Source organism: Mesorhizobium sp. WSM4983 (genome assembly GCF_029625765.1).
GTDB lineage: Bacteria > Pseudomonadota > Alphaproteobacteria > Rhizobiales > Rhizobiaceae > Mesorhizobium.
Genome location: NZ_JARTVM010000008.1, coordinates 123,000 through 145,626, shown reverse-complemented (window position 1 = coordinate 145,626; position 22,627 = coordinate 123,000). Strand labels below are relative to the sequence as shown.

Sequence of the window (22,627 nt, the reverse complement as noted above, 5' to 3'; positions counted from 1 at the left end):
GATATCCGGTCGGCGATGCGGCTGGCAACGTCGCGCCGCTATTGCTTGATGTTGGCCTTGATGGCCGCGATCGCGTCTTCCTGGGTGTATTCGTGGGTAGCGACGCCGCCTTCCTTGATCTTCGGCAGCGCGGCCTCGAAATTGTCCTGGGTGAAGGCGAGATACGGCACCAGCAGATCGTGCGGCACGTCCTTGCGGCCGTCGAGCACCTGCTGCGCTACCCAGAAGGCGAGCGTCGACACGCCAGGCGCGATCGAGGCCGACCAGGTCTGGTAGCCGTCCTTGTCCTTCTGCTCCTTCCACCACTTCAGCTCGTCCTGACGGTTGCCCATGATGATGGTCGGACGCGGCTTGCCGGCGGCGGCGAACGCTTGCGCGGCGCCGTAGCCGTCGCCGCCCTGGTCGACGACGCCGACGATCTCCGGCAGCGACGGCAGGATGGTCGCCACCGCCTTCTGCGCCGTGGTCTGGTCCCAGTCGCCGGTCACGGAGCCGACGATCTTGAACTCGGGATGGGCGGCGACGCCTTCGAGGATACCGGCATGGATGGCATCGTCGATCGAGGTGCCTGCCAGCCCGCGGATTTCCAGCAAATTGCCGCCCTTCGGCTGGAACTTGGCCATCTGCTCGACTTCCTGCCTACCCATGTCCTTGAAGTCGACGACGACGCGGTAGGCGCAAGGCTCGGTCACGATGCCGTCGAAGGAAACGACGACGATGCCGGCGTCGCAGGCCTGCTTGATGGCGCCGTTCAGCGCATCCGGCGAGGCGGCGTTGATGACGATGGCGTCATAGCCCTGCAGGATCAGGTTCTGCACCTGCGCGGCTTGCGTCGGCACTTCCTTGTCGGCGGTGGTGAAGACATCCGCCGCCGCCACGACCTTGTCCTCGACCGCTTTCTTGGTGACGATGGCGTAGCTGTCGAGCATCGCCTGGCGCCACGAATTGCCGGCATAATTGTTGGAGAAGGCGATCTTCTTGCCGCTCGTGTCGGCAAGCGCGGTGCCCGAGGCGAGCATGGCTGCAAAGGCGCTCAAGACCAGTAGTTTCTTCATGTCATTATCCTCCCAGATGTGTTGACTGCTGCACTTCCCACCGGCCCCTGCGGGCCGGCTTCACTCCCATCCGATCTGAGCGCGAACGGTCCCGCTCAAAACAGCCTCAATCCCGGCACCCGTACCCTCAGCCGGTAGAGCGACGTCGACGCGGCGATGTAGAGGCTCCGCAGGTCCTCGTCGCCGAAGGTGAAATTGGCACAATCTTCCGGCGTCGCGATGACGCCGAGGAGATCGCCCGACGCGTCAAAGACATGGATGCCGCCCGGGCCGGTGCAATAGAGGTTGCCGCGGCTGTCGATCTTCATCCCATCCGGCGCGCCTGGCGCATCGCCCTCGGTCACAGCCCATACGGCGCCGCCATTGAGGTCACCATTGGATTCGACGCCGAACACACGGATGTGGCCACGCGTGGTATCGTTGACGAAGAGCCGCGATTCATCGAGCGAGAAGCAGAGCCCGTTGGGCTGCGCGAAATCGTCGGCAAGCAACGTCAGCCCGGCGCCGTCGCCGTCGATCCGGTAGACACCCTGGTAGGACAGTTCCTGCGGCCTCGGCACGCCGTAAAATTCCGCTCGGCCGTAGGTCGGATCGGTGAAATAGATCGAGCCTCCAGTAGCAACGACAATGTCGTTCGGGCTGTTGAGCTGCTTGCCCTGGTAATGCGTGGCGAGAACGGTCGTGGTGCCGCCCGGCTCGGCGCGGGTAACGCGGCTGCTGGCGTGCTCGCAGGTCACCAGCCGCCCCTGCCGGTCGAGCGTGTTGCCGTTGGCCATGTGGCTCGGGTCGCGGAACGCCGCGATTTCGCCGGAAGCGCTGCGCCGGTACATGCGGCTTTGCGGAATATCGGAAAAGACCAGCCATTTCTCATAGGGATGCCACACCGGACCTTCGATGAAGCCGTAGCCGGTGGCGAGCCGCTCCATCGCCGCATTGCCGACGACGTCATCAAAGCCGGAATGACGGGCGCGCGCCGGGATCGACATCACGGGCTCTTGGGTTCCCGCACCGGCTTGCCGGCGACGAACCAGTCGCTGCCCGGCACGTCCTCGATCACCACCCAGATCGCGTCCATGGGCAGTCCGGCGACCTCGCTGATCGCCTCGGTGACCCGGCGAGAGATCTCGTTCTTGCGCTTTTGCGAATGACCCTCGAGTATCCGTATGCTGACGAACGGCATGAGCGCTTCCCCGGGATTTTTGTTTTTGTAGGACAAAAGCTAGTCGGGACGCGGACCGGGCGATAGCGGTCTAAGCGCAGCACCGACTGTGGTTTTGCACAGTCGGCACCGGCATCCACGGCTGCAGACAGGAGAACCATGGATGGCAGAGAGATGCGGCAGGCCGATCGTGCGGATTGCGGAACTGGAGATCGAGGCATCCCAGCTCGAAAGCTTCAGGGCCTTGCTCGCCGAAGAGATCGAGGCCTCGGTGCAGAACGAGCCTGGCGTGTTGTTCCTGCACGCGGTCTCGATAAAGGGTTCGCCCGAAACGGTGCGCGTCATCGAATGCTATGTCGATCATTCCGCATACCAAGCTCACCTGACCGCGCCGCACTTTCTCAAATACAAGGCGCGGACGGCTGATATGGTCAGGTCGCTTCGATTGATCGAGACCGAGCCGATCGTTCTGAGGGCCAAGAGCAATCAGCATTCAAGCTGAGCCTGTCCGCCCATCGCGGGGCTTACTGCTCCTGCAACGGCGTTGCCTGCGCGAGCCAGGCGTCGAGTTGCTCCTGCTCGCGCCGCAGCGCATCGATGTTGATCAGGCCTCGGGCCATGGCCAGATAGATCGCGCGGGTGCGCGAATTGAACACCGACGCCTCGCCAGCACCCTCCTCCGGCGGCACTATTCCGAGCTTCTCGTAGACATGCTTGATGCGGCTCTGCGCGCCGCGGATCGACAGGCCGCGCCGCGCCGCGATCGCTCGGTCGGTGAGGCCGAGCGCGATGTCGATCAGGCTTTCATATTCGCCGTCGGTGATGCCCTCGAACCGGTCCTGGACGCGGTGCTGGATGCCGCGGATCTCGCGGTCGATGATGCAATGCCCCTCGCGGAACACGCCCCGCAGCGCCGAGCGCATGCCTTCTTCCGTCGCCGATTTCAGCACATAGCCATAGACCGACCCCGGCGGCACGATGCGCGCCACGCCGCGCACATAGGCCTCGTCGGCGAAGTTGGACCAGAACAGGATATGCGTGCCGGCGCGCTGGCTCCAGATGGCGCGCGCCACCTCGATTCCGGTCGCCTTGGGCAGTTGCAGGTCGAGCACGACATGCGGCGGCTGCCGTTCCGCCGCAAGATTGATGGCGTCCTCGCCGTCGCCGGCTTCGATCACCTCGACATCGCCGGGCCACAATTGCTCGACGGTCCGCCGCGCGAAGGTGCGGTGCAGCCCGTCATTTTCGGCGATCATGACCAGCATCAGACTGCCTCCGCCACCGGCTGAGCTTCGGTTATCGCGGTGCCGCACGCCGCCGCCTCGGCCTCGGCGGACTCGCGATCGATCTCGATCACGACCCTGGTGCCGCCCTTGCGGTCGGCCGGCTCGAAACGCAGCCGCGCCCCGACAAGGGCCGCTCGCGTGTGCATGTGGCCGATGCCGCCTTGAGCGGCGGGATCGATCGCGCCGCAGCCATGCCCGTCGTCGGTGACGGTCACGTTGAATGTGGTTGCCGTCGACGCCAGCTGCACCTCGATGCGGCTTGGCGCGGCATGACGGACCGCATTGTTGATGGCTTCCTGCACGATGCGGTAGAGCGCGGTGCGAAGCGTTTCCGACAGGCCGTCGGCGCTGCCGTCGCTGGTGTCGGCGATGCGCACCGCGATCGGCGGCTTGGCCCTGGCAACGCTGCGGTTGAGATGTGCCTCGACCGCGTCGCGCAGGCCGAACAGTTCCAGGACGCTCGGCCGCATGTCGTCGACGATGTGGCGCAGCTCCGCGAGGCAGCCCGCCACCTCCTGCTCGAGATCGGCAAGCTGGGCCGTCCGCGCCACGCCCCGGCTGCGGAACGCAGAAACCTGACGTGCGATGCGGGCAAGGTCGGCGAGCGTCTGGTCGTGCAGGTCCATGGCCATGCGGCGCCGCTCGCGCTCCATGCCCTCGGTCAGTTGCGAGGCGCCGACTCTCAGCAGTTCCGCCCGGTTGCGCGCCTCGCTTTCGGCGAGCATGGCGCGGCGCGCTTCCTCTGTCTGGATCAGCGCGAACATATAGGGCCCGATGAGGTCGGCGCATTGCTGAGCGACCTCGACGTCCTCTTGCGAGTAGCAGCCGGCCTTGTGCCGGCTGATGTTGAGCGCGCCGATCACGCTGCCGCGTGCCCGCAGCGGCACGATGATGCGGCTGCGCAGCTTGGCGGCGAAGATCGGTCCGTCGAACGCTCCCTCGAAGTGGAATCGGTCGTCGAGAAGCGCGTTGTCGGTCAGAAGATAAGGCGTGTCGCCCCACAGCACGCGCCGGATCGGGCTGCCCTCGACCGGATGCTGCGCCAGATCGCTCCAGCTGGTATGGAAGCCGGCCTCGTAGCAGGCATGCATGCGCCCATCGAGCGACAACACCGCCAGATCGATATGGTCGTGCGGGATGAGCGTGCCGATTTCGATCGCTGTCGCCCGGAACGCTGAGCCCGGATCGATATGGCCGGCGAGCGCCCGCGAGATCGCGAGCAGCCGATCGATCAGCTGGGGAGATACCTCCGACATGTCTCCTCCCTGTCCCCCTGATGAATGCCGTGGAACGACAGCCAAGCTGCGCCGCGCGGCCTCGATCCTGTTTCCGCAGTTCCTCCCTGCCCGAGAAATAGTGAGCGCTTGACGGCGCCGCTGTCAACGATGGGTCAAGCGACCCGAGCCCGATCAACTTCGGGTGCGGCGATTGAAAAGCCGCCGGCTCCTGGTCTAGGAACGGCCGCAGGAGGCCAATTGATGGCAGTGACGCCGACCGTTGCTCAGGGCGCCCCGGGAATTCCCGCGCGCTGGACGTCAAGCGCCAAGAGCGGCGTCGGCACCGGGCTTTCAGCGAACAGCCTGCTTTGGTTCACCATCAGTCACGGCATATTGAACGAGGTCTATTATCCCCGCCTCGACAGCGCCTGCACGCGCGACCTGGGGCTGATCATTACCGGTCCCGATGGCTATTTCTCGGAAGAGAAACGCGATGCCGCCCATCTTGTCGAGCCATTCGAAGCCGGCGTCCCCGGCTATCGCCTGGTCAACACGGCGGTCAATGGCTCCTATCGGATTGAAAAGCGCATTGTTACGGATTCGAAACGGCCCGTTCTGCTGCAGGAAATTACATTCGCGGCGCTCAAAGGCTCAGCCTCGGACTACCAGGTCTACGCGCTGCTCGCGCCGCATCTCGTCAATCGCGGCATGGGCAACACCGCCTGGCTCGGCGAGCACAAGGGGCAGCGTATCCTCTTTGCGTCAGGCCGCGGCGTCTCGCTCGCGCTTGCCGCCTCGCTGCCCTGTGGCGCCTGCTCGGCCGGCTATGTCGGTTTCTCCGACGGCTGGCAGCAGCTGCGAAATAGCGGCGCGCTCGATCCTGCCGCTGAGCGCGCGGAGGATGGCAATGTGGCGCTGACCGGCGAGATCGGCTTCTCGACAGGCAAGGGCACCGCATTGCTGGCGCTCGGCTTCGGCGCCTCGCCGGAAGAGGCGGCTGAAGCCGCGCTGGCCAGCCTGAAGGACGGTTTCGATGCGGCCGCCGAAACCTATGCCGCCAGCTGGCGGAAATTTCAGTCCGGCCTGGAGACGCTCGACAGGCAAGCCGCCTCCGGCCTCCTACCGCGTCAGTACCGCGGTGCTTGCCTCGCATCTGTCGATCGCCAGGCCTGGAGCCGCAGTCGCCAGTCTTTCGATCCCCTGGGGCTTCAACAAGGGCGACGACGATCTCGGCGGCTACCATCTGGTCTGGCCGCGCGACCTGGTCGAAACGGCGGGGGGCTTCCTTGCAGCCGGCGACGCCTGGCAGGCGCTCGATATTCTCACCTATCTCCGCTCGATCCAACAGCCGGACGGTCATTGGCCGCAGAACTGCTGGGCGAGCGGCACGCCCTACTGGCCTGGCATTCAGATGGACGAATGCGCCTTTCCGCTGCTGCTTGCCGACGCGCTCCGCCGCGCGGGTCATCTGCCGCGCGCGAAGCTCGACGACTTCCTAGCCATGATCGAAAGCGCGGCTTCCTATGTGGTGCGCAACGGCCCGGTCACCGGCGAGGACCGCTGGGAAGAGGACGCCGGCTACAGCCCGTTCACGCTCGGCGTCGAGATCGCGGCGCTGCTTGCGGCGGCTGACATGCTGGATGCTTGCGACAAAAAAGAGCCGGCAAACTATCTGCGCGAGACGGCCGATTGCTGGAACGACCAGATCGAGCGCTGGACCTATGTCACCGGCACCGAACTCTGCGCCAGGGAGGGCGTCGACGGCTACTATGTCCGCATCGCACCGCCCGACCGTGCTGGCGCCGCTTCGCCGAAGGACGGTTTCGTGCCGATCAAGAACCGGCCGCCCGGCGATAGCCATCGGCCGGCCGAGGCCATCATAAGTCCCGATGCGCTGGCGCTGGTCCGCTTCGGGCTGAGAGCCGCCGACGATACGCGGATCGTCAACACCGTCAAAGCCATCGACGCGCTTCTGCGCTGCGAGTTGCCGCAGGGCCCGCTCTGGTACCGCTATTCCGGCGACGGCTATGGCGAGCATGAGGATGGTTCGCCCTTCGATGGCACCGGCCGGGGCCGGCCCTGGCCGCTGCTCGCCGGCGAGCGCGCGCATTACGAGCTGGCCGCGGGGCGACCCGGCAAAGCGGCCGAGCTGCTCGAGACCTTCGAGCGCTCTGCCGGTGCAGGCGGCCTGCTGCCGGAGCAGGTCTGGGACAGACCCGACCTGCCGGAGCGCGAATTGCGGCTCGGCGCGCCATCGGGCAGCGCCATGCCGCTGGTCTGGGCGCATGCCGAGCACATCAAGCTGCTGCGCTCGCTGCGCGACGGCAAGGTCTTCGACATGCCGCCGCAGGGCGTCGAGCGCTACATCGAGCGCAAGACCGTGTCGCCGTTTAGGACATGGCGCTTCAACAACAAGATCCGCTCGCTTCCCGCCGGCAAGCTCCTGCGCGTGGAACTTGCGGCGCGCGGCGTGGTTCACTGGAGTAGCGACAAGTGGCTGACGGTGCGCGACGACAACACGGTGGAGAACGCCTTCGGCGTCCACCTGGTTGACCTGGATGTCGCCGGCCTGCAGCCGGGATCGACGGTCGTCTTCACATTTTTCTGGCCCGAAGCGAGCCGTTGGGAGAATGTCGACTTCACCGTCGGCATCGATCCTTCGGATAGCCAGTAAGGTTCTTTCCTCAAGCTATTAGGATAACACCATGCAGATCGGAATGATGGGACTGGGCAGGATGGGCGCCAACATGGTGCGCCGCCTGATGCGCGACGGCCACGAATGCGTCGTCTACGACATCAATTCGGCAAGTGTCGCCGGCATGGTCAAGGACGGCGCCATCGGCGCCGCCTCGCTGGAGGAGTTCGTCGCCAAGCTCGCCAAGCCGCGCTGCGCCTGGCTGATGCTGCCGGCGGCGATCACCGGCAGGATCGTCGACCAGGTTGCGGCGCTGATGGAGCCGGGCGATATCATCATCGACGGCGGCAATTCCTATTATCACGACGCCGTCGACCAGGCCGCGAAGCTGGCGACCAAGGGCATCAATTTCGTCGATGTCGGCACCAGCGGCGGCGTCTGGGGGCTGGAGCGCGGCTACTGCCTGATGATCGGCGGCCCCGACGACGCCGTGAAGCACCTGGATTCGGTCTTCGCCACGCTGGCGCCGGGCGCCGACCCGGGCTCCAATCCGCCGAAGGACGCAGGAACCGCGCCTTACGGCTATCTGCATTGCGGGCCGAGCGGCGCCGGCCATTTCGTCAAGATGGTTCATAACGGCATCGAATACGGCGTCATGGCCGCTTACGCCGAGGGCATCAACATCCTGAAATCGGCCAATGCCGGCAAGCGCGCCCGCACGGCGGACGCCGAAACCAGCCCGCTCGAAAGCCCGCAATACTATCAGTTCGACATCGACCTGCCCGCCGTGGCCGAAGTCTGGCGCCACGGCAGCGTCATCGGCTCCTGGCTGCTCGATCTCACCGCCGGCGCGCTGAAGAACGATCCGTCGCTCGCCCAGTTCGGCGGCCGCGTCTCCGATTCCGGCGAAGGCCGCTGGACCTTGAAGGCCGCGATCGACACCGGCGTTCCGGCGCCGGTGCTCTCCTCGGCGCTGTTCGACCGCTTCTCCTCGCAAGGCGAATCCGCCTTCGCCGACAAGCTCTTGTCCGCCATGCGCTACGCTTTCGGCGGCCATGTCGAAAAGCCGAAGGCGTGAGAGCGGGAGTGACGGGATGAGCCAGGAGAGGTCCGACACGCTGGTGCTTTTCGGGGCAACCGGCGATCTTGCGCACAAGAAGATATTTCCGGCGCTCTATCACATGGTCGCCAAGGGAACGCTGAGCGAGCCGGTGATCGGCGTCGCTTTCGATCCTTGGGATCTTGGCAAGCTGGTGGACCGTGCCCGCGACGGCATCGTCAATGCGCTGGGCGCCGTCGACGACACGGTGTTCGCCAAGCTCGCCTCGCTGCTGCGCTATGTCAGCGGCGACTATCGCGACCCGGTGACATTCGAGAGATTGAAGACGGCGCTCGGCTCGGCGCAGCGGCCGCTGCATTACATGGCAGTGCCGCCCACCATGTTCGAAACCGTCGTCCAGGGGCTCGAACAATCCGGCACCGCGCGGGGCGCCAGATTGATGGTCGAAAAGCCTTTCGGCCACGATTTGCAGTCGGCCCGCTGGCTGAACCGCGTGTTGCACCTGGTGTTCGACGAACAGTCCATCTTCCGCATCGACCACTATCTCGGCAAGGAAGCGATCCAGAACCTGCTCTATTTCCGTTTCGCCAACGCTTTCCTCGAGCCGATCTGGAACCGCAACTTCGTCGAGAGCGTGCAGATAACCATGGCCGAGGATTTTGGCATCGAAGGCCGCGGCAAATTCTATGACGACGTCGGCTGCATCCGCGACGTCATCGAGAACCATCTGCTCAACATCCTGCTGTTGCTCGCCATGGAGCCGCCGGTCGGCCGCTCTGCCGACGATTTGATCGACGAGAAGGTTCAGGTGCTGCGCGCCATCCGAACGCTTACCAAGGACGATGTCGTGCGCGGCCAGTTCGACGGCTATCTGGCCGAACCGGGCGTGCGGCCGAACTCGCCGGTCGAGACCTTCGCCGCCGTACGCTTCTTCGTCGACACCTGGCGCTGGCAGGACGTGCCCTTCTTCATCCGCGCCGGCAAGAACATGCCGGTGCATGCGACAGAAGTGATCGTGCGGCTGAAGCGTCCGCCGCTCGACGTGTTCGATCCGATCAAGCCGGGCGACGCCAACTATGTCCGTTTCCGTATCGATCCGCAGGTGGCGATCTCGATCGGCGCCCAGCGCAAGGTAGCCGGCGACGACATGATCGGCGAGCAGGTGGAACTGACCGCGCTCGACGACACCAAGGGCGACATGCCGCCCTATGAGCGGCTGATCGGCGACGCGATGAACGGCAACGGCCAGCTCTTCACGCGCCAGGACGCGGCCGAGCTTGCATGGCGGATCGTCGGACCGGTGCTTGGCGACACCACGCCGCCTCCGATTTACGCGCCGAAGACCTGGGGGCCGGCCGACGCCATGAACGGCTTCGGCCCGCCCAATGGCTGGATCAATCCGACGAAATAGCTTCTCAGGGGACCGGATGGCGAAAGCAGCAAAACGGGCTTCGACGAAGGACGGGCAAGTCGTCCTCACCATCGACGTCGGCGGATCGCGTGTGAAAATTCTCACCAGCGCGGGCGGCGAGATGCGCCGCACCGAGTCCGGGCCGGGCCTGACACCTGAGCAGATGGTGGCTTCGGTGAAGAAGCTGGCCGAGGGCCTGGATTACGACGTCATTTCGATGGGCTATCCCGGTCCGGTCAGGGACAACAAGCCGTCGCTCGATCCCTTCAATCTCGGCAAGGGCTGGAACGGCTATGATTTCGCCGCCGCCTTCGGCAAGCCGGTCAAAGTCGTCAACGACGCGCTCCTGCAGGCGATCGGCAGCTATGACGGCGGCCGTATGCTGTTCCTCGGCCTCGGCACCGGCCTGGGCGCCGCCATGATCCTCGACAATGTCGGGCAGCCGATGGAGCTTGCTCATCTTCCTTACAAGAAGGGCGGCAGCTTCGAGGACTATGTCGGCGAGCGCGGCCTGGAAAAGCACGGCAAGAAAAAATGGCGCAGATACGTTTTCGATGTCGTAAACAGGCTTCGCGCCGCCTTGCAGCCGGACTATGTGGTCATCGGCGGCGGCAATGTCGACAAGCTCGATGAATTGCCTGCAAAATCCAGGCGCGGCGACAACACACGTGCCTTCGAAGGCGGGTTTCGACTGTGGCGCGATAAGGCGCTGATCGTCTGATATTTTTACTTTTCAGTATAGTCGTTCAAAATAACGTGTAGTCGCACGACCTGTCGTTGCGCCGCGCAGATTTGCCGACTAGGAATCCGCCGGCCTGCCGCACATGCGCCCGCCTCGGCGCGCCAAGAGCGCGGCAGCGCGCTGATTTTTCATCCCGATTTGCGGCCGTGCGGCATAGAGGAGGACTGACGTGGACGAGGAAACCAATACAGCCAAGGAAGATGTCGACCTGCTCGAGCTCACCGCCCACATCGTGTCGGCCTATGTCGCCAAGAACCGGCTGCCTGCTTCGGGCCTGGGCGAACTCATCGCCAATGTCGCCTCCTCGATCGGCGCGCTGAACCAGCCGCCGACTCCGCCGGCACCGCCGCCCGTTCCTGCCGTCAATCCCCGGCGCTCGGTGACGCCGGACTACATCATCTGCCTCGAGGACGGCAAGAAGTTCAAATCGCTGAAGCGTCATATCGGCGTGCATTTCGGGCTGAGCCCGGAAGCCTACCGGACCAAATGGGGCCTGCCGGCAGACTACCCGATGGTCGCGCCTAACTACGCGGCATCGCGCTCCGAGCTCGCCAAGTCGATCGGCCTCGGCCGCAAGGCCGAAGCCGAGCCGGAGAAGCCGGCAAAGGCCAGGAAGGTAAAGGCCCCCGCCTAGTCGATCTTGGCCCTGTGCCAACGGTTTGAAGAAGCCTGTCAAGAAATCCGCCTTGGCAGGCTTCCTGCTTTTGGCTTGGATAAGACAAGCGAAGGCTGTTCGGGTGAGCCATGAACTATGCGAGGATGGTGATCGAGAAAGAAGCGCCGGAGGAATACGGCTACGACCGGATCCGCTTCAATCTCTCCGAAAGCTCGATCGCCGACCAGAAGCTTGCCGATATCGGCCTCTCGCTGCCCGACCTCACCTTGTTCTACGGCGAGCATCGCGGCGATAAGCAATTGCGCGCGCTGATCGCCGGGCAAGACAAAGCGCTATCCCCGGACGACGTGCTGGTTACAGCCGGCGCTGCCGGCGCGCTGTTCATCATTGCTACCTCGCTGCTTTCGGCCGATGACCATCTCGTCGTCGTGCGGCCGAACTATGCCACCAATATCGGGACGCCCAAGGCGATCGGCTGCGCGATCAGCTATGTCGATCTCGACTTCGACCGGGGCTTCGCCGTGGATGTCGCGCGCGTCGCGGCGGCGGTGCGGCCGAACACCAGGCTGATCAGCGTCACCTGCCCGCACAACCCGACCGGCACGATGATGACCGGCGCCGATCTCGACGCGTTGGTCGCGCTTGCCGAAAGCAGCCGCTGCCGGCTGCTGGTCGACGAAACCTATCGCGATCTGTCCTATGGCGAGCGCCTGCCCTCCGCGGCATCGCTCAGTCCAAGCGCGATCAGCGTCTGTTCCCTTTCGAAAGCATTCGGCATTCCGGGCATCCGCATCGGCTGGCTGGTCAGCAAGGACCACGCTCTGCAAGAGACGTTCCTCGCCGCCAAGGAGCAGATCGGCATCTGCGGCAGTGTCATCGACGAGGCGATCGCACGCTTCATGCTCGAGCGGCGCGATGCCTTCCTTGCATCGTTGTTGCCGGAGATGGCCAAGCGCCGCGATATCGTCCAGGCTTGGATCGACGGCGAGCCGCTGGTCGACTGGGTGCGTCCGCAAGGCGGTGTGGTCGGCTTCCCGCGGCTGAATGTCGATGCAGGCTTCGACCTCGACCGGTTCTACTTGCGGCTCCTGGAAGAACACGGCACTTATGTCGGCCCCGGCCACTGGTTCGAGATGCCGAAGCGCTTCTTCCGCGTCGGCTTCGGCTGGCCGAAGGAGGCGGAATTGCGCGGCGGGTTGCAAGCGATTTCCGCCGCGCTGAGAGACTGAGCCTCTTTCCACCGCGAACGACAATCCCGAAGATCCTTCATGCCGCGCCGATTTTTTGCGCGCGCGACGAGGCGAACTGGGCTAAAGGTCTCCGACCGGAACAGCGCCCACCGTGGAAGTGCCCCGCCGGCCGATGTCACAACGGGGCCCTCGAATCATGACCGCCGAAGCAACTTCACCTGAACAGCGCTACGCCGCCTTCCGGCACCGGCCGTATCTCAGCTACTGGACGGCGCGCTTCCTCACCACTTTCGCCACCCAGATCGTCTCCGTCGCCGTCGGCTGGCAGATCTACGACCTGACGCGCAATCCCTTCGACCTCGGCATCGTCGGCATCGTCCAGTTCCTGCCGTCGCTGCTCCTGGTGCTTGTCACCGGCGTCGTCGCCGACCGCTTCGGCCGCCGCCTGATCATGACATTGGCGTCGTTCGTCGAGGCCGGCTGTGCGCTCACTCTGTTGTTGCTGACGCTGCGCGGCCTTGGCGGCCCGCTGCCGATCTTCGTCGTGCTCGCCATGTTCGGCATCGCCCGCGCCTTCTACGGGCCGGCCTCGTCCTCGCTGGTCGCCAATCTGGTGCCGCCACAGGATTTCGCCAACGCCATTGCCTGGAATTCGTCCGCCTGGCAGACGGCAACCATCGTTGGCCCGGTCGCCGGCGGCCTGCTCTACGGCCTTTCGGCGGAGATCGCCTACGCTACTGCGGCGATCCTGATGCTTTTCGCCGCGCTGCTCGTCTTCACCATCCCCAAGCCCGCGCAGCAGACGGCTACCGACAAGCCGACGATGCAGACCCTGTTTGCCGGCTTTCGTTACATCTGGGGCGAGAAGATCGTGCTCGGCGCGATCTCGCTCGACCTGTTCGCGGTGCTGCTCTCCGGCGCCTCGGCGCTGCTGCCGGTCTATGCCCGCGACATTCTGGAGCTTGGGCCCTGGGGCCTCGGCCTGCTGCGCTCGGCGCCCGGCATCGGCGCCATCGCCGTGGCGGTCTGGCTCGCCGGCCATCCGATCCGCGACCATGCCGGCAAGATCATGCTCGGTTTCGTCGCCTTGTTCGGCGCCTTCACCGTCCTGTTCGGCGTCTCGACCATCACCTGGCTGTCGATCGTGGCGCTCGCCATGCTCGGAGCCACCGATATGTTCAGCGTCTATATCCGCGAGACGCTGATCCAGCTCTGGACGCCGGACGAGGTGCGCGGCCGCGTCAACGCCGTCAACCAGGTCTTCGTCGGCGCTTCCAATGAAGTCGGCGAGTTCCGCGCCGGCACCATGGCGGCGCTGATCGGAACTGTGCCGGCGGTGGTGATCGGCGGCATCGGCGCCGTCGCGGTCGCCGGGATCTGGGCTTGGTTGTTCCCTGCGCTGCGGCAGGTGCGGCATTTGAATAGCAGGAACTAATTGCCGGCGCAGCAACTTGACGGCCGGACTAGAAGAGTGCAGCGGCTTCCCTCTGCAATTGCGGCAAATCTATCCGACGGCCGGCTTGCCGAAGATCAGGCTCAAAAATTCGCCGAGCCAGCGCTTGAGGTGCATGTCCCAGATCAGCCGGCCGCCGAGATGATCGCGGCCGGGCTGCGCGCCGGGCAGCTCGAAGCGATGCGCGCCTCGCACCACCCAGCGCTGCATCATCACCCTGGTCAGCTCGCCATGAAACTGAATGCCCCAGGCATTCTCGCCATAACGAAAAGCCTGGTTGGGATAGGTTTCGGCCGTGGCGAGCAGCGTCGCGTCCTTCGGCAGGGAAAAGCCCTCGCGGTGGAATTGGTAGACCATCTCCGGCCAGTGCAGCAGTTTCTTGCCGGCGTCGGTCGCCTTCAGCGGATACCAGCCGATCTCGACCAGTCCTTCGCCATGACCCTCGACCCTGCCGCCAAGATACCTGGCGAGCATTTGCGCGCCGAGGCAGATCCCAAGAAAAGGCCGGTTTTCCTTGAGCGGGATTTCGAGCCACTCGGTCTCACGCCGGACGAACTCGTCCTGGTCGTTGGCGCTCATCAGCCCGCCGAAGATCACCGCCCCGGCGTGGCCGTCCAAAGTGCAGGGAAGCTCTTCGCCAAGCGGCGGCCGGCGAATGTCGAGATCGAAACCTTCTTCCAGAAGCATATGGCCGACGCGGCCGGGGCTCGAAGTCTCCTGATGCAGCACGATCAGGATTTTTGGTCTCGGCCTGGGTCTGGGTCGCATGGAAGAAGAAAAGTCCAGCTATTCGTCGCTCGATGTGCCCCGAGCGCCCGGGGCTTCGGCCGCCGCCTTGCGGCGCGCCTCGATGCGGTCGTGGCGCTCGACACCGATCAGTTCGGCGACGCGCCAGACGGTGTTGTCCTCGAGCTCGTGCAGCTCGCCGTCGGCGTAGACGATCTCCCACATCAGGCCGATGAAGCCCTTGCGCGCCTCGGCATCCAGATGGCGCTTGAGCACGCTCGTGAAGGCATAGAGGTCGATCGCCTCGTTATCGGCACGCTCGCCGGCGGCGGCCAGCGCGTCGAGCTCGTCGCCGCTGATCGAATAGGTCTCGGCCAGGATCTCCTTGAAGCGCTCCCACTCGATATCCTGGCGCACGCCGTCGGCGTTCATCACGTGATAGAGCAGCGCCGAGGCCGCGACGCGCGGATCGTCCGCGCTTGGCTTGCTCGCGCCCGCAGCAGGCAAATCCCTCAGGAAGGACAATACGCGTTCGAACATCGATGCTTTTTCCCTGTCCGCCAAGCCGAGCCTCAAAACAAACGAAACCGGCGCGGCGATTTTTCCGCCTCGTCTTCCGGCGTCACGCCGGGATCATCCGGCAAGCGCGGCAACTCCGGCGCCTGCTCGACCACCGTGTCATCGGCGGCGGCGACCTCGGTTTCCCTCTCGATGCCGTTCGGCGCCTCGGCGGCCGCCTTCTCGGCCGAACTATCGGGCTCAAGGTCGATCGCTCTCTCGTCAGCCGGCAAAGCGGGCGCCGATGCAGCGATCGCGGGAACCGCCTCCTCAACCTCGCTGTCGATTAGTTGCCCGAGCCGCTCCATCGGCGCGCGCCAAGTGAACGCGTCGAGCTTGCCGGTGATCGGCGATACCGGCGCCCAGCGCTCCGAGACGACACCGTCCGCCACCCAGGCCGGATCGCGCGGCGCGCGCACAGCCTTGGACAGCAGCTGCCGCACCTTGCCCTGGTCGCCGCTTTCGGCCTCCTCGATGTCGGTCAGCAACAGATAGGCGCCTTCGCGGCGATCAATGCGGATGGCGGATTCCGCCTCGCGCCTGGCGGTGGCGAAATCCTGCGCGTCGAGCGCGGCGCGTGCCACGGCCATCGACGATTCGGCATGGTTCTTCTTCAATTCCTGCAGCTTTTTCGCCCGGTTGAGGCGATCGAGCACGGCATCGCCCGGCCTCGCATGGATGTAGAGCTCGGCAATATCCGGATGCGGTTCGGCCCGCCAAGCGGTCTCCAGGATTTTGGAACCCTTGCGCACATCGTTGTGCTTAATCAGCAGGTTGGCCGCGATCACCGCGGCCGGCGCGAAACCGGGCGCCAGCTTGTTGGCTTCGAGGGCCGCGGTCCGGGCAGCGTTCGGATCGCTGTCGACCAGCGCCTGCGCCTTGGCAGTGAGCAGCACGGCGCGGCGGCGGTTGGCGGCATCGCGTTCGATTTGCCTTGTCGATTTCTGCGCCTCGACCAGCTTCAACGCGCCGTCCCAGTCGCCGCACTCGGTCAGCTCTTCAAGCGTCGATTCCGCCGCCCAGGCAAGCTGCGGTGCCACGGCTGCGGCACGACCGGCATAGTGGCGCGCGGCGTTGCGGTCGCCCAGTCGCTCAGCTTCGAGATAGAGCCCGCGCAGGCCGAGCAGCCGCATCTCCGGATCATCGAGCATGCGCTCGAACTTTTCCCGCGCGCCGTCATGGTCGCCTTCGAGCAGCGAGGCCTGCGCATCGAGCAGGTTGATCAGCGGCTCCTGGTCGGAACTGATCAACTTGGCCGCCTCCTTGGTCTTCTTACGCGCCAGCGCGCCGTCGCCGGCGCCGGCCGCGATCATCCCCGTCGACAGCGCCTGGTAGCCGCGATCGCGGCGGCGGACCCGGAAATAGCGCGAGATCGCGTAGGGGCTGTTCCACAGCGACTTGATCAGCCACCAGACGATCATCACCGCTGAGACCACGGCGACGATCGCCACCGCCGCCACCATCAGCGTGACCTGGTACTGGTAACCGTTGAAGGTGACGATCATCTCGCCCGGCCGGTCGGCCAGCCAGGCAAAGCCGAGCCCCAGCGCGAACACGACGGCGAGGAAGGCGAGGATGCGGATCATCTGACGTTCCTCATGCCTTGGTCGCGCCGGCAATCAGCGCTTCGATCTGCTTTTCGACCTCGAGCCGCGCCTTCAGTTTGCCGGCGAAATCGGCGCCGGCCGCCTTCGACGCATCGGGCAGGGTATCGTATTCGGCGAGAGCCTTGGCATAGTCGCCCTGGCTGACTGCCACTTCAATGCGCGCGACCGTTTCCGGCACGCCCTTGCCTTCGACGGCGCCGACCGGCCGCACCTGCACCAGCGATTTCGCGCTCGACACCAGGCTTTGGAAGAAGCCGGCATTCTGGTCGACCGGCGTTGCCGCTTCGACCATGGCGTTGGCGGCGGCGTCGGCCTCGGAAGCGATGGTGGCTCGCGTGGGCAGGCCTTTTTCCGCATAGCCGCGCAGAACGCCAAGCTCCGGCGCGTTGGGCGCAATCGCGGCGAACGTGTCGAGCTCGGTCGTGAACGGCGCGCCGCGATCGAGCGCCGCCTTCAGCGCCGAAGCGGCAATCGCCAACGCGATCTTCGGCTGCGAGGCCTGCGCCTCGACCTTGCCGGAGAGCTGCTGCACCGACTGTTCCAGCGCCGCGATCCGGCTGTCCGCCGCCTTCGCCGCGTCGCCCGCCGATTTCACAAGCGCGTCGAGCCCGGCGAGCTTCTCGTTGAGCGGGGCGAGATCGACCGGTGCAGCATTTCCGGCCTTCTGCAGGTCGGCGACCGACGTCTCGACCTGGCCGACCTTGTCGGTGAGCGCCTTGAGCGCGGCGCCGTCGTCGCCCTGGCCGGGCGAGGATTTCAGCGCCGCGACGTCCGACTTCACCTGGTCGAGCGCCGAGGACAGGCCGTCGACCTTGGCCGAAGCGCCGGTATCGGCCGCCTCCTTAAGTGCCGCGATTTGGCTTCTCAGCGAAGCGATCTCGCCGGTGACGCCGTCGGGCGAGGGCCCGCCGACCGAAGTCGGAGAACCGAGCAGCCCTACCGCTTGCAGAAGACCGGCGCCGGCAAGCGCGACAACGCCGCCGATCACGCCGGCAGCAATCATGTTGACGCCTGAGCGCCTGGCGGCCGGGAAGTCGCGATCGTCGCTTCGGGTTTCGCTCGGCTTCGACGCCGAGGCGGCAGAACTGGTCTTGGCTGCCGACGCATCCTCGAAACTGTAGCCGAAGCTTTTTGGTTCGCTCTTCGGAGCCTCATCCGTGCCCGGATAGGAGGCTTGCGCCCCATCCTTGTTGGTTCCAGCCTGGTCAGCTCCGCCCCGCGCCGCGTCGGTGTGTTCCCACGGCTCGATGTCGGCCTGTTCGGCATGGATCGGCTCTTCGGGAGCTTCCGGCTGCGAAGCAGCAGCCCCTTCCTCTGCCTTCGCCTCGTCGGTTCGTTCCGTGTTGGTATCGGTATTGGCGGCATCCTCGTCGGTGATTCGCGAGACGGCGCCGGGTTCGAGTTCGATGGTCACCGGCTCGCGGCGGCTCTTCGAATGTCGCACCTTAGGCGTCTTGACCATGCTTGGGCTCCGCAAATTGGCTTGAGGATGGTTCGAAGGGTCTAGAGCTCAAGGATGCTCTACCACATCACCAAGCGGTGAAAAGGGGCGGTGTGATGACGCGGCTCAGCCCGGTAGCGACAAAAGCTGGAACAGCGCGTCCTCGTCGGGTTGAGAGGCAATGCGAACCTTTTGCCCGCCAACCCCGTCCAATGGGTTGGCGATTCGCGCGGAAAGGGCCAAAAACTCCGCCCGTTCAAAGAGATGCCGCAGTGCTGGGCGCATGGCCAGGCCAATCATCACGGGTGCCGCCTTGGCCGAATAGAGCAGCACTGCCTCGACCGGCGTGCCCGACAATCGGGCAACGACGGCATCGTCGCCATAATCGAATTCGATGGTGTCGTAGGTCTCGACAGGCCGGACACGCACCCGGGCTGCCGCCAGCCGTTCTTCGAACACCGGAAAGCGCACCCGGCCACAAAGATAAACCATCTCCTTGCCCGTAAGTTCGGCGGTTATCTGGCCGGCCAGTGCTTCGGCATCGCCTGGGCCTTCAAAGACGGACGTAAATCCAGCCGCACGGCAGGCTTCCGCCGTCCTTGTCCCGACCGCATGGCAAGGCAGGGCGGCAAGCGCGGCGACCAGTTCCTTGGGCGCATAGCGCACCGCATTGGCGCTGGTGACGGCAACCGCGGCAGCAGCGGGCAAGACGCTTGCCTCGACCGGCAACGCCACTGTTTCCGTCAGTGGCAGCAGGACGGGCTGGAACCCCTGGGCCTGAAGCCGCCGGGCCGTGCGGGAGGCGCCCGGTTCCGGCCTCGTCACCAGGACGCGGACCATGTCAGGCCCAGCCGTCGAAGAATTTTGCGCCGGCCTTGGCGCGAACGGCCCGCGCGGCTTCCGCGCCGATATTCGCCGCGTCCCGGGCCGGGCCGTTCAATCTGACCTCATGCGACTCGGTGCCGTCGGGCGAGATGATCAGCCCGGCGAAAGACAGGTTTTCGTCCGAGACGGTCGCATGGCCGGCGATCGGCGTGCGGCAGGAGCCGTCGAGCGCAGCAAGAAAGGCGCGCTCACAGGCCAGCGCCTGGCCGGTCGGCATGTCGTGAATAGCCGCCAGCATATTTTCGACCACGCCGTCGCCGATGCGGCTTTCGATGCCGATCGCCCCCTGCCCCGGCGCCGGCGGAAAGACATCCAGCGGCATCAGATCGGTGATCACGCTCTCGAGCCCGAGCCGCTTCAGCCCGGCATAGGCGAGGATGGTGCCTTCGGCCACGCCCTCATCCAGCTTGCGCAGTCTGGTCTGCACATTGCCGCGGAACATCACCACATTGAGGTCCGGCCGCATCCGGCGGAGCAGCGCCTGGCGCCGGAGCGACGACGAGCCGATCGTGGCGCCATGCGGCAGATCGGCGATCCGCTTCGCGGTCTTGCCGATGAAGGCGTCGCGCGCGTCCTCGCGCGGCAGGAAGACGGAAAGCTCCAGCCCGTTGGGCAGCACCGTCGGCATGTCCTTCGAGGAATGCACGGCGATATCGATGCGGCGATCGAGCAGCGCTTCCTCGATCTCCTTGGTGAACAGGCCCTTGCCGCCCGCTTCCGACAACGGCCGGTCCTGAATGCGGTCGCCGCTGGTCGAGATCGGCACAATTTCGAAGGCCTGCTCGGGCAGGCCATGCGCCTGCATGAGCCGCGCCCGCGTTTCATGCGCCTGGGCGAGCGCCAGCGGGCTGCCGCGTGTTCCGATTTTCAAGGTTGTTTGCATGGCGCGCGGTCCGTGATAACCCCCGAGGCGATTCCGAGGTCTGCCGAGATTCAGGTCAGGCCGAGCCGAAAATGGCGGATTTCGAGAACCGGAGCGGAGCGTACTTTTGGGTACGTGAGCGCCGGAAGCGCAGAAAACCGCCATTCGCAGGCCGGCACCACCTGACTATCGACAGACCTCCTATATAGGAAAGGTCGGAGACACAATCTTCGAGGACAGCGACGAATTGATCCGCGTTCTGGGCATTGAGACAAGCTGCGATGAGACGGCCGCCAGCGTGGTGGCGCTGGACGGCGACTCCGCGCCCGAAATCCTCTCCAATGTCGTCTTGAGCCAGATCGAGGAGCATGCCGCCTTCGGCGGCGTCGTGCCCGAGATTGCCGCGCGCGCCCATGTCGAGGCGCTGGATGGGATCGTCGAGGCAGCACTGACCGATTCGGCCGTATCGCTCGATGAGGTCGACGCCGTCGCCGCGACTGCCGGGCCGGGGCTGGTCGGCGGGCTGATCGTTGGTCTGATGACTGCCAAGGCGATTGCCGCCGCTGCGAATAAGCCGCTGATCGCCATCAACCACCTCGAAGGTCACGCGCTGACTGCCCGGCTGACCGAGGGGCTCGACTTTCCCTATCTGCTCTTGCTGGTCTCCGGCGGCCACACCCAGATCGTCGCTGTACGCGGCGTCGGCGACTACCAGCGCTGGGCAACGACCATCGACGATGCGCTGGGCGAAGCCTTCGACAAGACGGCCAAGATGCTTGGCCTCCCCTATCCGGGCGGGCCGAATGTCGAAAAGGCCGCGGCCGGCGGCGATGCGAGCCGCTTTGCCTTCCCGCGTCCGATGAAAGGCTCGGCGCAGCCGGATTTCTCCTTCTCCGGCCTGAAGACGGCTGTGCGCCAGGCGGCAACGGCAATCGCGCCGCTCAGCGACCAGGACGTCGCCGACATCTGCGCCTCCTTCCAGGCGTCGGTGGCCGATGCGCTGGGCGACCGTGTCGCGCGGGCGCTCGCCCGTTTCCGCAAGGAATTTCCCGACACGGCAAAGCCGGCGCTGGTCGTCGCCGGCGGCGTCGCCGCCAACCGCGCGATCAAGGCGACGTTGGAGGCGCGCTGTTCCAAGGCCGGCTTCGCATTCGTCGCGCCGCCGCAAAAGCTTTGCACCGACAATGCCGCGATGATCGCCTGGGCGGGCATCGAGCGGCTGCGCGCCGGGATGGTCGACGCGAGCGCCGCCGACTTCGTGCCGCGCTCGCGCTGGCCGCTGGACAGTGTTTCCGCTCCCTTGGTCGGCTCGGGCCGTCGCGGGGCAAAGGCATGACTGACGCGGTCACGAACGGCGCACAGGCCAAGGCGCCCAGCGGCTGGCGCGTAGCGGTGCTTGGCGGCGGCGCCTGGGGCACGGCGCTGGCGCTCGCCATGCTGCGCGCCGGCCATTTTGTCCGCCTCTATGCCCGCGATCCCGACACCGTCGCAGCGATCGACCGTGGCGAAAACCCGCACTATCTGCCCGGCATCGCGATCGAGCCCGGCATCGTCGCCACCAGCGATATCGCTGCTGCGCTCGACGGTGCGAATTGCGTGCTGGCGGTAACGCCCGCGCAATCGCTGCGCGCGGTGCTAACCGTCGCCGCCGGCCATGTGCCATCCGGCGTGCCGCTCGTCCTCTGCGCCAAGGGCATCGAGCGCGATACCGGCGCGCTGCTGTCCTCGATCGTCGAGAAAAACCTGCCCGACAACCCGGTCGCGGCACTTTCCGGCCCGAGCTTCGCCAGCGATGTCGCGCGCGGCCTGCCGACGGCCGTGGTGGTGGCCGGCCGCAACGGAGAACTGGCGGCCGATCTCGCCGCCCGCTTCTCGGCCGAGAATCTGCGCTGCTATTCCAGCGACGATCTCATCGGCGTCGAGATCGGCGGCGCGCTGAAGAACGTCTTTGCCATCGCCGCCGGCGCGGTAACGGGCGCCGGGCTTGGCGCCAGCGCCCAGGCCGCCATGGTGACGCGCGGCTTCGTCGAGCTGCGCCGCATCGGCGCCGCCTTCGGTGCCAGGCCGGAAACGCTGATGGGACTCTCCGGCCTCGGCGACCTGCTGCTCACCTGTTCCTCGGCGCAGTCGCGCAACTTCGCCTACGGCCTGGCGCTCGGCCAAGGCAAGGAGCTCACCGGCCTGCCGCTCGCCGAAGGTGTGCCGACGGCCGCCATTGCCGCCCGCATAGCCGCCGAGCGCGGCATCGAGGCGCCGATCATTGCCGCGGTCGCCGCCATTCTCGATGGCAAGGTGACCATCGGCCAGGCTGTGACGGCGCTGATGACGCGGCCGCTCAAGACCGAAACCGACATTTGAAGCCTCGGAGTTGAAACATGCTGTTTGCGTTGATTTGCAAGGACAAGCCCGGCAGCTTGCAGCTGCGCGCCGACACGAGGCCGGCGCATGCGGCGTTCCTGGAAGGCCTGATCAACGAAGGAAGACTTGCCTTTGCAGGGCCCTTCCTCGACGCTGCCGGCAAGCCTGACGGAAGCCTGGTGATGATCGAGGCGCCCGACATGGCCGGCGCGCAAGCCCTGGCGGCCGCCGACCCCTATGCCAAGGCCGGCCTGTTCGAAAGCGTCGAAATCCGTCCATGGAACTGGGTCTTCCAGAAGCCCGCCGCCGCGTGACCGGTCGCGGCGCTCCCTCTCCCCGCGAGAACGGGGAAAGGATAAGGAAGAG

21 protein-coding genes and 1 pseudogene are annotated in these 22,627 nt (G+C 65.6%); 11 read left to right on the top strand and 11 right to left on the bottom strand.

What is annotated here, in order from left to right; all coding sequences use genetic code 11:
* Positions 1 to 38: 38 nt before the first annotated feature.
* The 3 genes from P9254_RS21170 to P9254_RS21160 form a co-directional block, all read right to left on the bottom strand.
* The gene (locus tag P9254_RS21170) at positions 39 to 1,055 is read right to left on the bottom strand and encodes an ABC transporter substrate-binding protein (protein WP_066998252.1); all 1,017 of its coding nucleotides are present in this window, start codon (positions 1,053 to 1,055) and stop codon (positions 39 to 41) included.
* Positions 1,056 to 1,150: 95 nt separating this feature from the next.
* Positions 1,151 to 2,041 carry an SMP-30/gluconolactonase/LRE family protein gene (locus P9254_RS21165; protein ID WP_095826272.1) on the bottom strand — a complete coding sequence of 297 codons (891 nt, stop codon included), beginning with the start codon at positions 2,039 to 2,041 and terminating at the stop codon, positions 1,151 to 1,153.
* Positions 2,041 to 2,235 (bottom strand): tautomerase family protein, encoded by a 195-nt coding sequence (locus tag P9254_RS21160; protein WP_067323038.1) that lies wholly within the window; start codon positions 2,233 to 2,235, stop codon positions 2,041 to 2,043. The genes P9254_RS21165 and P9254_RS21160 overlap by 1 nt, the downstream gene beginning before the upstream one ends.
* A 142-nt stretch (positions 2,236 to 2,377) precedes the next feature.
* On the opposite strand from P9254_RS21160, the gene P9254_RS21155 reads away from it, so the two are divergent.
* Positions 2,378 to 2,716, top strand: coding sequence for a putative quinol monooxygenase (locus P9254_RS21155; protein ID WP_095826251.1), 339 nt, complete (start codon positions 2,378 to 2,380; stop codon positions 2,714 to 2,716).
* Positions 2,717 to 2,738: 22 nt separating this feature from the next.
* Here P9254_RS21155 and P9254_RS21150 read toward each other — a convergent pair whose 3' ends face one another.
* A complete protein-coding gene (locus P9254_RS21150) occupies positions 2,739 to 3,479 on the bottom strand; it encodes a response regulator transcription factor (RefSeq protein WP_066998258.1) in 741 nt (246 codons plus the stop codon).
* Positions 3,479 to 4,756 carry a sensor histidine kinase gene (locus P9254_RS21145; protein ID WP_095826252.1) on the bottom strand — a complete coding sequence of 426 codons (1,278 nt, stop codon included), beginning with the start codon at positions 4,754 to 4,756 and terminating at the stop codon, positions 3,479 to 3,481. The genes P9254_RS21150 and P9254_RS21145 overlap by 1 nt, the downstream gene beginning before the upstream one ends.
* A gap of 222 nt (positions 4,757 to 4,978) precedes the next feature.
* Between P9254_RS21145 and P9254_RS21140 the strand changes: the two are divergent.
* The 7 genes and pseudogenes from P9254_RS21140 to P9254_RS21110 all read left to right on the top strand — a co-directional run bounded on the left by P9254_RS21140 (position 4,979) and on the right by P9254_RS21110 (position 13,806).
* Positions 4,979 to 7,391, top strand: a pseudogene (locus P9254_RS21140) (glucan 1,4-alpha-glucosidase).
* Positions 7,392 to 7,422: 31 nt separating this feature from the next.
* Positions 7,423 to 8,430 (top strand): phosphogluconate dehydrogenase (NAD(+)-dependent, decarboxylating), encoded by a 1,008-nt coding sequence (gnd, locus tag P9254_RS21135; RefSeq protein WP_095779804.1) that lies wholly within the window; start codon positions 7,423 to 7,425, stop codon positions 8,428 to 8,430.
* Between the two features lie 16 nt (positions 8,431 to 8,446).
* The gene (gene zwf, locus P9254_RS21130; protein WP_278051700.1) at positions 8,447 to 9,823 is read left to right on the top strand and encodes a glucose-6-phosphate dehydrogenase; all 1,377 of its coding nucleotides are present in this window, start codon (positions 8,447 to 8,449) and stop codon (positions 9,821 to 9,823) included.
* Between the two features lie 16 nt (positions 9,824 to 9,839).
* Positions 9,840 to 10,544, top strand: a complete 705-nt coding sequence (locus P9254_RS21125) for an ROK family protein (RefSeq protein ID WP_278051701.1) — start codon at positions 9,840 to 9,842, stop codon at positions 10,542 to 10,544.
* 190 nt (positions 10,545 to 10,734) lie between these two features.
* Positions 10,735 to 11,199, top strand: coding sequence for a MucR family transcriptional regulator (locus P9254_RS21120; protein ID WP_095782679.1), 465 nt, complete (start codon positions 10,735 to 10,737; stop codon positions 11,197 to 11,199).
* Positions 11,200 to 11,309: 110 nt separating this feature from the next.
* Positions 11,310 to 12,410: an aminotransferase class I/II-fold pyridoxal phosphate-dependent enzyme gene (locus tag P9254_RS21115; protein WP_278057087.1), complete on the top strand. Its 1,101-nt coding sequence runs from the start codon at positions 11,310 to 11,312 to the stop codon at positions 12,408 to 12,410.
* A 157-nt stretch (positions 12,411 to 12,567) separates the two neighbouring features.
* Positions 12,568 to 13,806, top strand: a complete 1,239-nt coding sequence (locus P9254_RS21110; RefSeq protein ID WP_278057086.1) for an MFS transporter — start codon at positions 12,568 to 12,570, stop codon at positions 13,804 to 13,806.
* Between the two features lie 69 nt (positions 13,807 to 13,875).
* Here the strand turns inward: P9254_RS21110 and P9254_RS21105 are convergent, their stop codons facing one another.
* From P9254_RS21105 to hemC, 6 genes are all read right to left on the bottom strand, one after another.
* A complete protein-coding gene (locus tag P9254_RS21105; RefSeq protein WP_278057085.1) occupies positions 13,876 to 14,592 on the bottom strand; it encodes a glutamine amidotransferase in 717 nt (238 codons plus the stop codon).
* 18 nt (positions 14,593 to 14,610) lie between these two features.
* Positions 14,611 to 15,090 carry a tellurite resistance TerB family protein gene (locus P9254_RS21100; RefSeq protein WP_278057084.1) on the bottom strand — a complete coding sequence of 160 codons (480 nt, stop codon included), beginning with the start codon at positions 15,088 to 15,090 and terminating at the stop codon, positions 14,611 to 14,613.
* A 32-nt stretch (positions 15,091 to 15,122) separates the two neighbouring features.
* A complete protein-coding gene (locus tag P9254_RS21095; protein ID WP_278057083.1) occupies positions 15,123 to 16,694 on the bottom strand; it encodes a heme biosynthesis protein HemY in 1,572 nt (523 codons plus the stop codon).
* Between the two features lie 10 nt (positions 16,695 to 16,704).
* Positions 16,705 to 18,177: a COG4223 family protein gene (locus P9254_RS21090; RefSeq protein WP_278057082.1), complete on the bottom strand. Its 1,473-nt coding sequence runs from the start codon at positions 18,175 to 18,177 to the stop codon at positions 16,705 to 16,707.
* 105 nt (positions 18,178 to 18,282) lie between these two features.
* Positions 18,283 to 18,996 carry a uroporphyrinogen-III synthase gene (locus P9254_RS21085; protein ID WP_278057081.1) on the bottom strand — a complete coding sequence of 238 codons (714 nt, stop codon included), beginning with the start codon at positions 18,994 to 18,996 and terminating at the stop codon, positions 18,283 to 18,285.
* 1 nt (position 18,997) lies between these two features.
* A complete protein-coding gene (gene hemC / locus P9254_RS21080) occupies positions 18,998 to 19,924 on the bottom strand; it encodes a hydroxymethylbilane synthase (RefSeq protein ID WP_127216349.1) in 927 nt (308 codons plus the stop codon).
* A gap of 229 nt (positions 19,925 to 20,153) precedes the next feature.
* On the opposite strand from hemC, the gene tsaD reads away from it, so the two are divergent.
* The 3 genes from tsaD to P9254_RS21065 are packed head-to-tail and all read left to right on the top strand — an operon-like array spanning position 20,154 to position 22,575.
* The gene (tsaD, locus tag P9254_RS21075) at positions 20,154 to 21,239 is read left to right on the top strand and encodes a tRNA (adenosine(37)-N6)-threonylcarbamoyltransferase complex transferase subunit TsaD (RefSeq protein WP_278057123.1); all 1,086 of its coding nucleotides are present in this window, start codon (positions 20,154 to 20,156) and stop codon (positions 21,237 to 21,239) included.
* Positions 21,236 to 22,261, top strand: coding sequence for an NAD(P)H-dependent glycerol-3-phosphate dehydrogenase (locus P9254_RS21070; RefSeq protein WP_278057080.1), 1,026 nt, complete (start codon positions 21,236 to 21,238; stop codon positions 22,259 to 22,261). The genes tsaD and P9254_RS21070 overlap by 4 nt, the downstream gene beginning before the upstream one ends.
* Before the next feature lie 17 nt (positions 22,262 to 22,278).
* Entirely contained in the window at positions 22,279 to 22,575 is a 297-nt protein-coding gene (locus P9254_RS21065) for a YciI-like protein (protein WP_278051713.1), read from the top strand.
* Positions 22,576 to 22,627: the final 52 nt, after the last annotated feature.

Coding starts and splice junctions, on each gene's coding strand:
- P9254_RS21125 (WP_278051701.1), top strand. CDS start 9,840: ATGGCGAAAGCAGCAAAACGGGCTTCGACGAAGGACGGGCAAGTCGTC.
- P9254_RS21095 (WP_278057083.1), bottom strand. CDS start 16,694: ATGATCCGCATCCTCGCCTTCCTCGCCGTCGTGTTCGCGCTGGGGCTC.
- P9254_RS21170 (WP_066998252.1), bottom strand. CDS start 1,055: ATGAAGAAACTACTGGTCTTGAGCGCCTTTGCAGCCATGCTCGCCTCG.
- P9254_RS21115 (WP_278057087.1), top strand. CDS start 11,310: ATGAACTATGCGAGGATGGTGATCGAGAAAGAAGCGCCGGAGGAATAC.
- P9254_RS21155 (WP_095826251.1), top strand. CDS start 2,378: ATGGCAGAGAGATGCGGCAGGCCGATCGTGCGGATTGCGGAACTGGAG.
- P9254_RS21145 (WP_095826252.1), bottom strand. CDS start 4,756: ATGTCGGAGGTATCTCCCCAGCTGATCGATCGGCTGCTCGCGATCTCG.
- P9254_RS21105 (WP_278057085.1), bottom strand. CDS start 14,592: ATGCGACCCAGACCCAGGCCGAGACCAAAAATCCTGATCGTGCTGCAT.
- hemC (WP_127216349.1), bottom strand. CDS start 19,924: ATGCAAACAACCTTGAAAATCGGAACACGCGGCAGCCCGCTGGCGCTC.
- P9254_RS21070 (WP_278057080.1), top strand. CDS start 21,236: ATGACTGACGCGGTCACGAACGGCGCACAGGCCAAGGCGCCCAGCGGC.
- P9254_RS21160 (WP_067323038.1), bottom strand. CDS start 2,235: ATGCCGTTCGTCAGCATACGGATACTCGAGGGTCATTCGCAAAAGCGC.
- P9254_RS21090 (WP_278057082.1), bottom strand. CDS start 18,177: ATGGTCAAGACGCCTAAGGTGCGACATTCGAAGAGCCGCCGCGAGCCG.
- P9254_RS21085 (WP_278057081.1), bottom strand. CDS start 18,996: ATGGTCCGCGTCCTGGTGACGAGGCCGGAACCGGGCGCCTCCCGCACG.
- P9254_RS21100 (WP_278057084.1), bottom strand. CDS start 15,090: ATGTTCGAACGCGTATTGTCCTTCCTGAGGGATTTGCCTGCTGCGGGC.
- zwf (WP_278051700.1), top strand. CDS start 8,447: ATGAGCCAGGAGAGGTCCGACACGCTGGTGCTTTTCGGGGCAACCGGC.
- gnd (WP_095779804.1), top strand. CDS start 7,423: ATGCAGATCGGAATGATGGGACTGGGCAGGATGGGCGCCAACATGGTG.
- P9254_RS21110 (WP_278057086.1), top strand. CDS start 12,568: ATGACCGCCGAAGCAACTTCACCTGAACAGCGCTACGCCGCCTTCCGG.
- P9254_RS21065 (WP_278051713.1), top strand. CDS start 22,279: ATGCTGTTTGCGTTGATTTGCAAGGACAAGCCCGGCAGCTTGCAGCTG.
- P9254_RS21150 (WP_066998258.1), bottom strand. CDS start 3,479: ATGCTGGTCATGATCGCCGAAAATGACGGGCTGCACCGCACCTTCGCG.
- P9254_RS21165 (WP_095826272.1), bottom strand. CDS start 2,041: ATGTCGATCCCGGCGCGCGCCCGTCATTCCGGCTTTGATGACGTCGTC.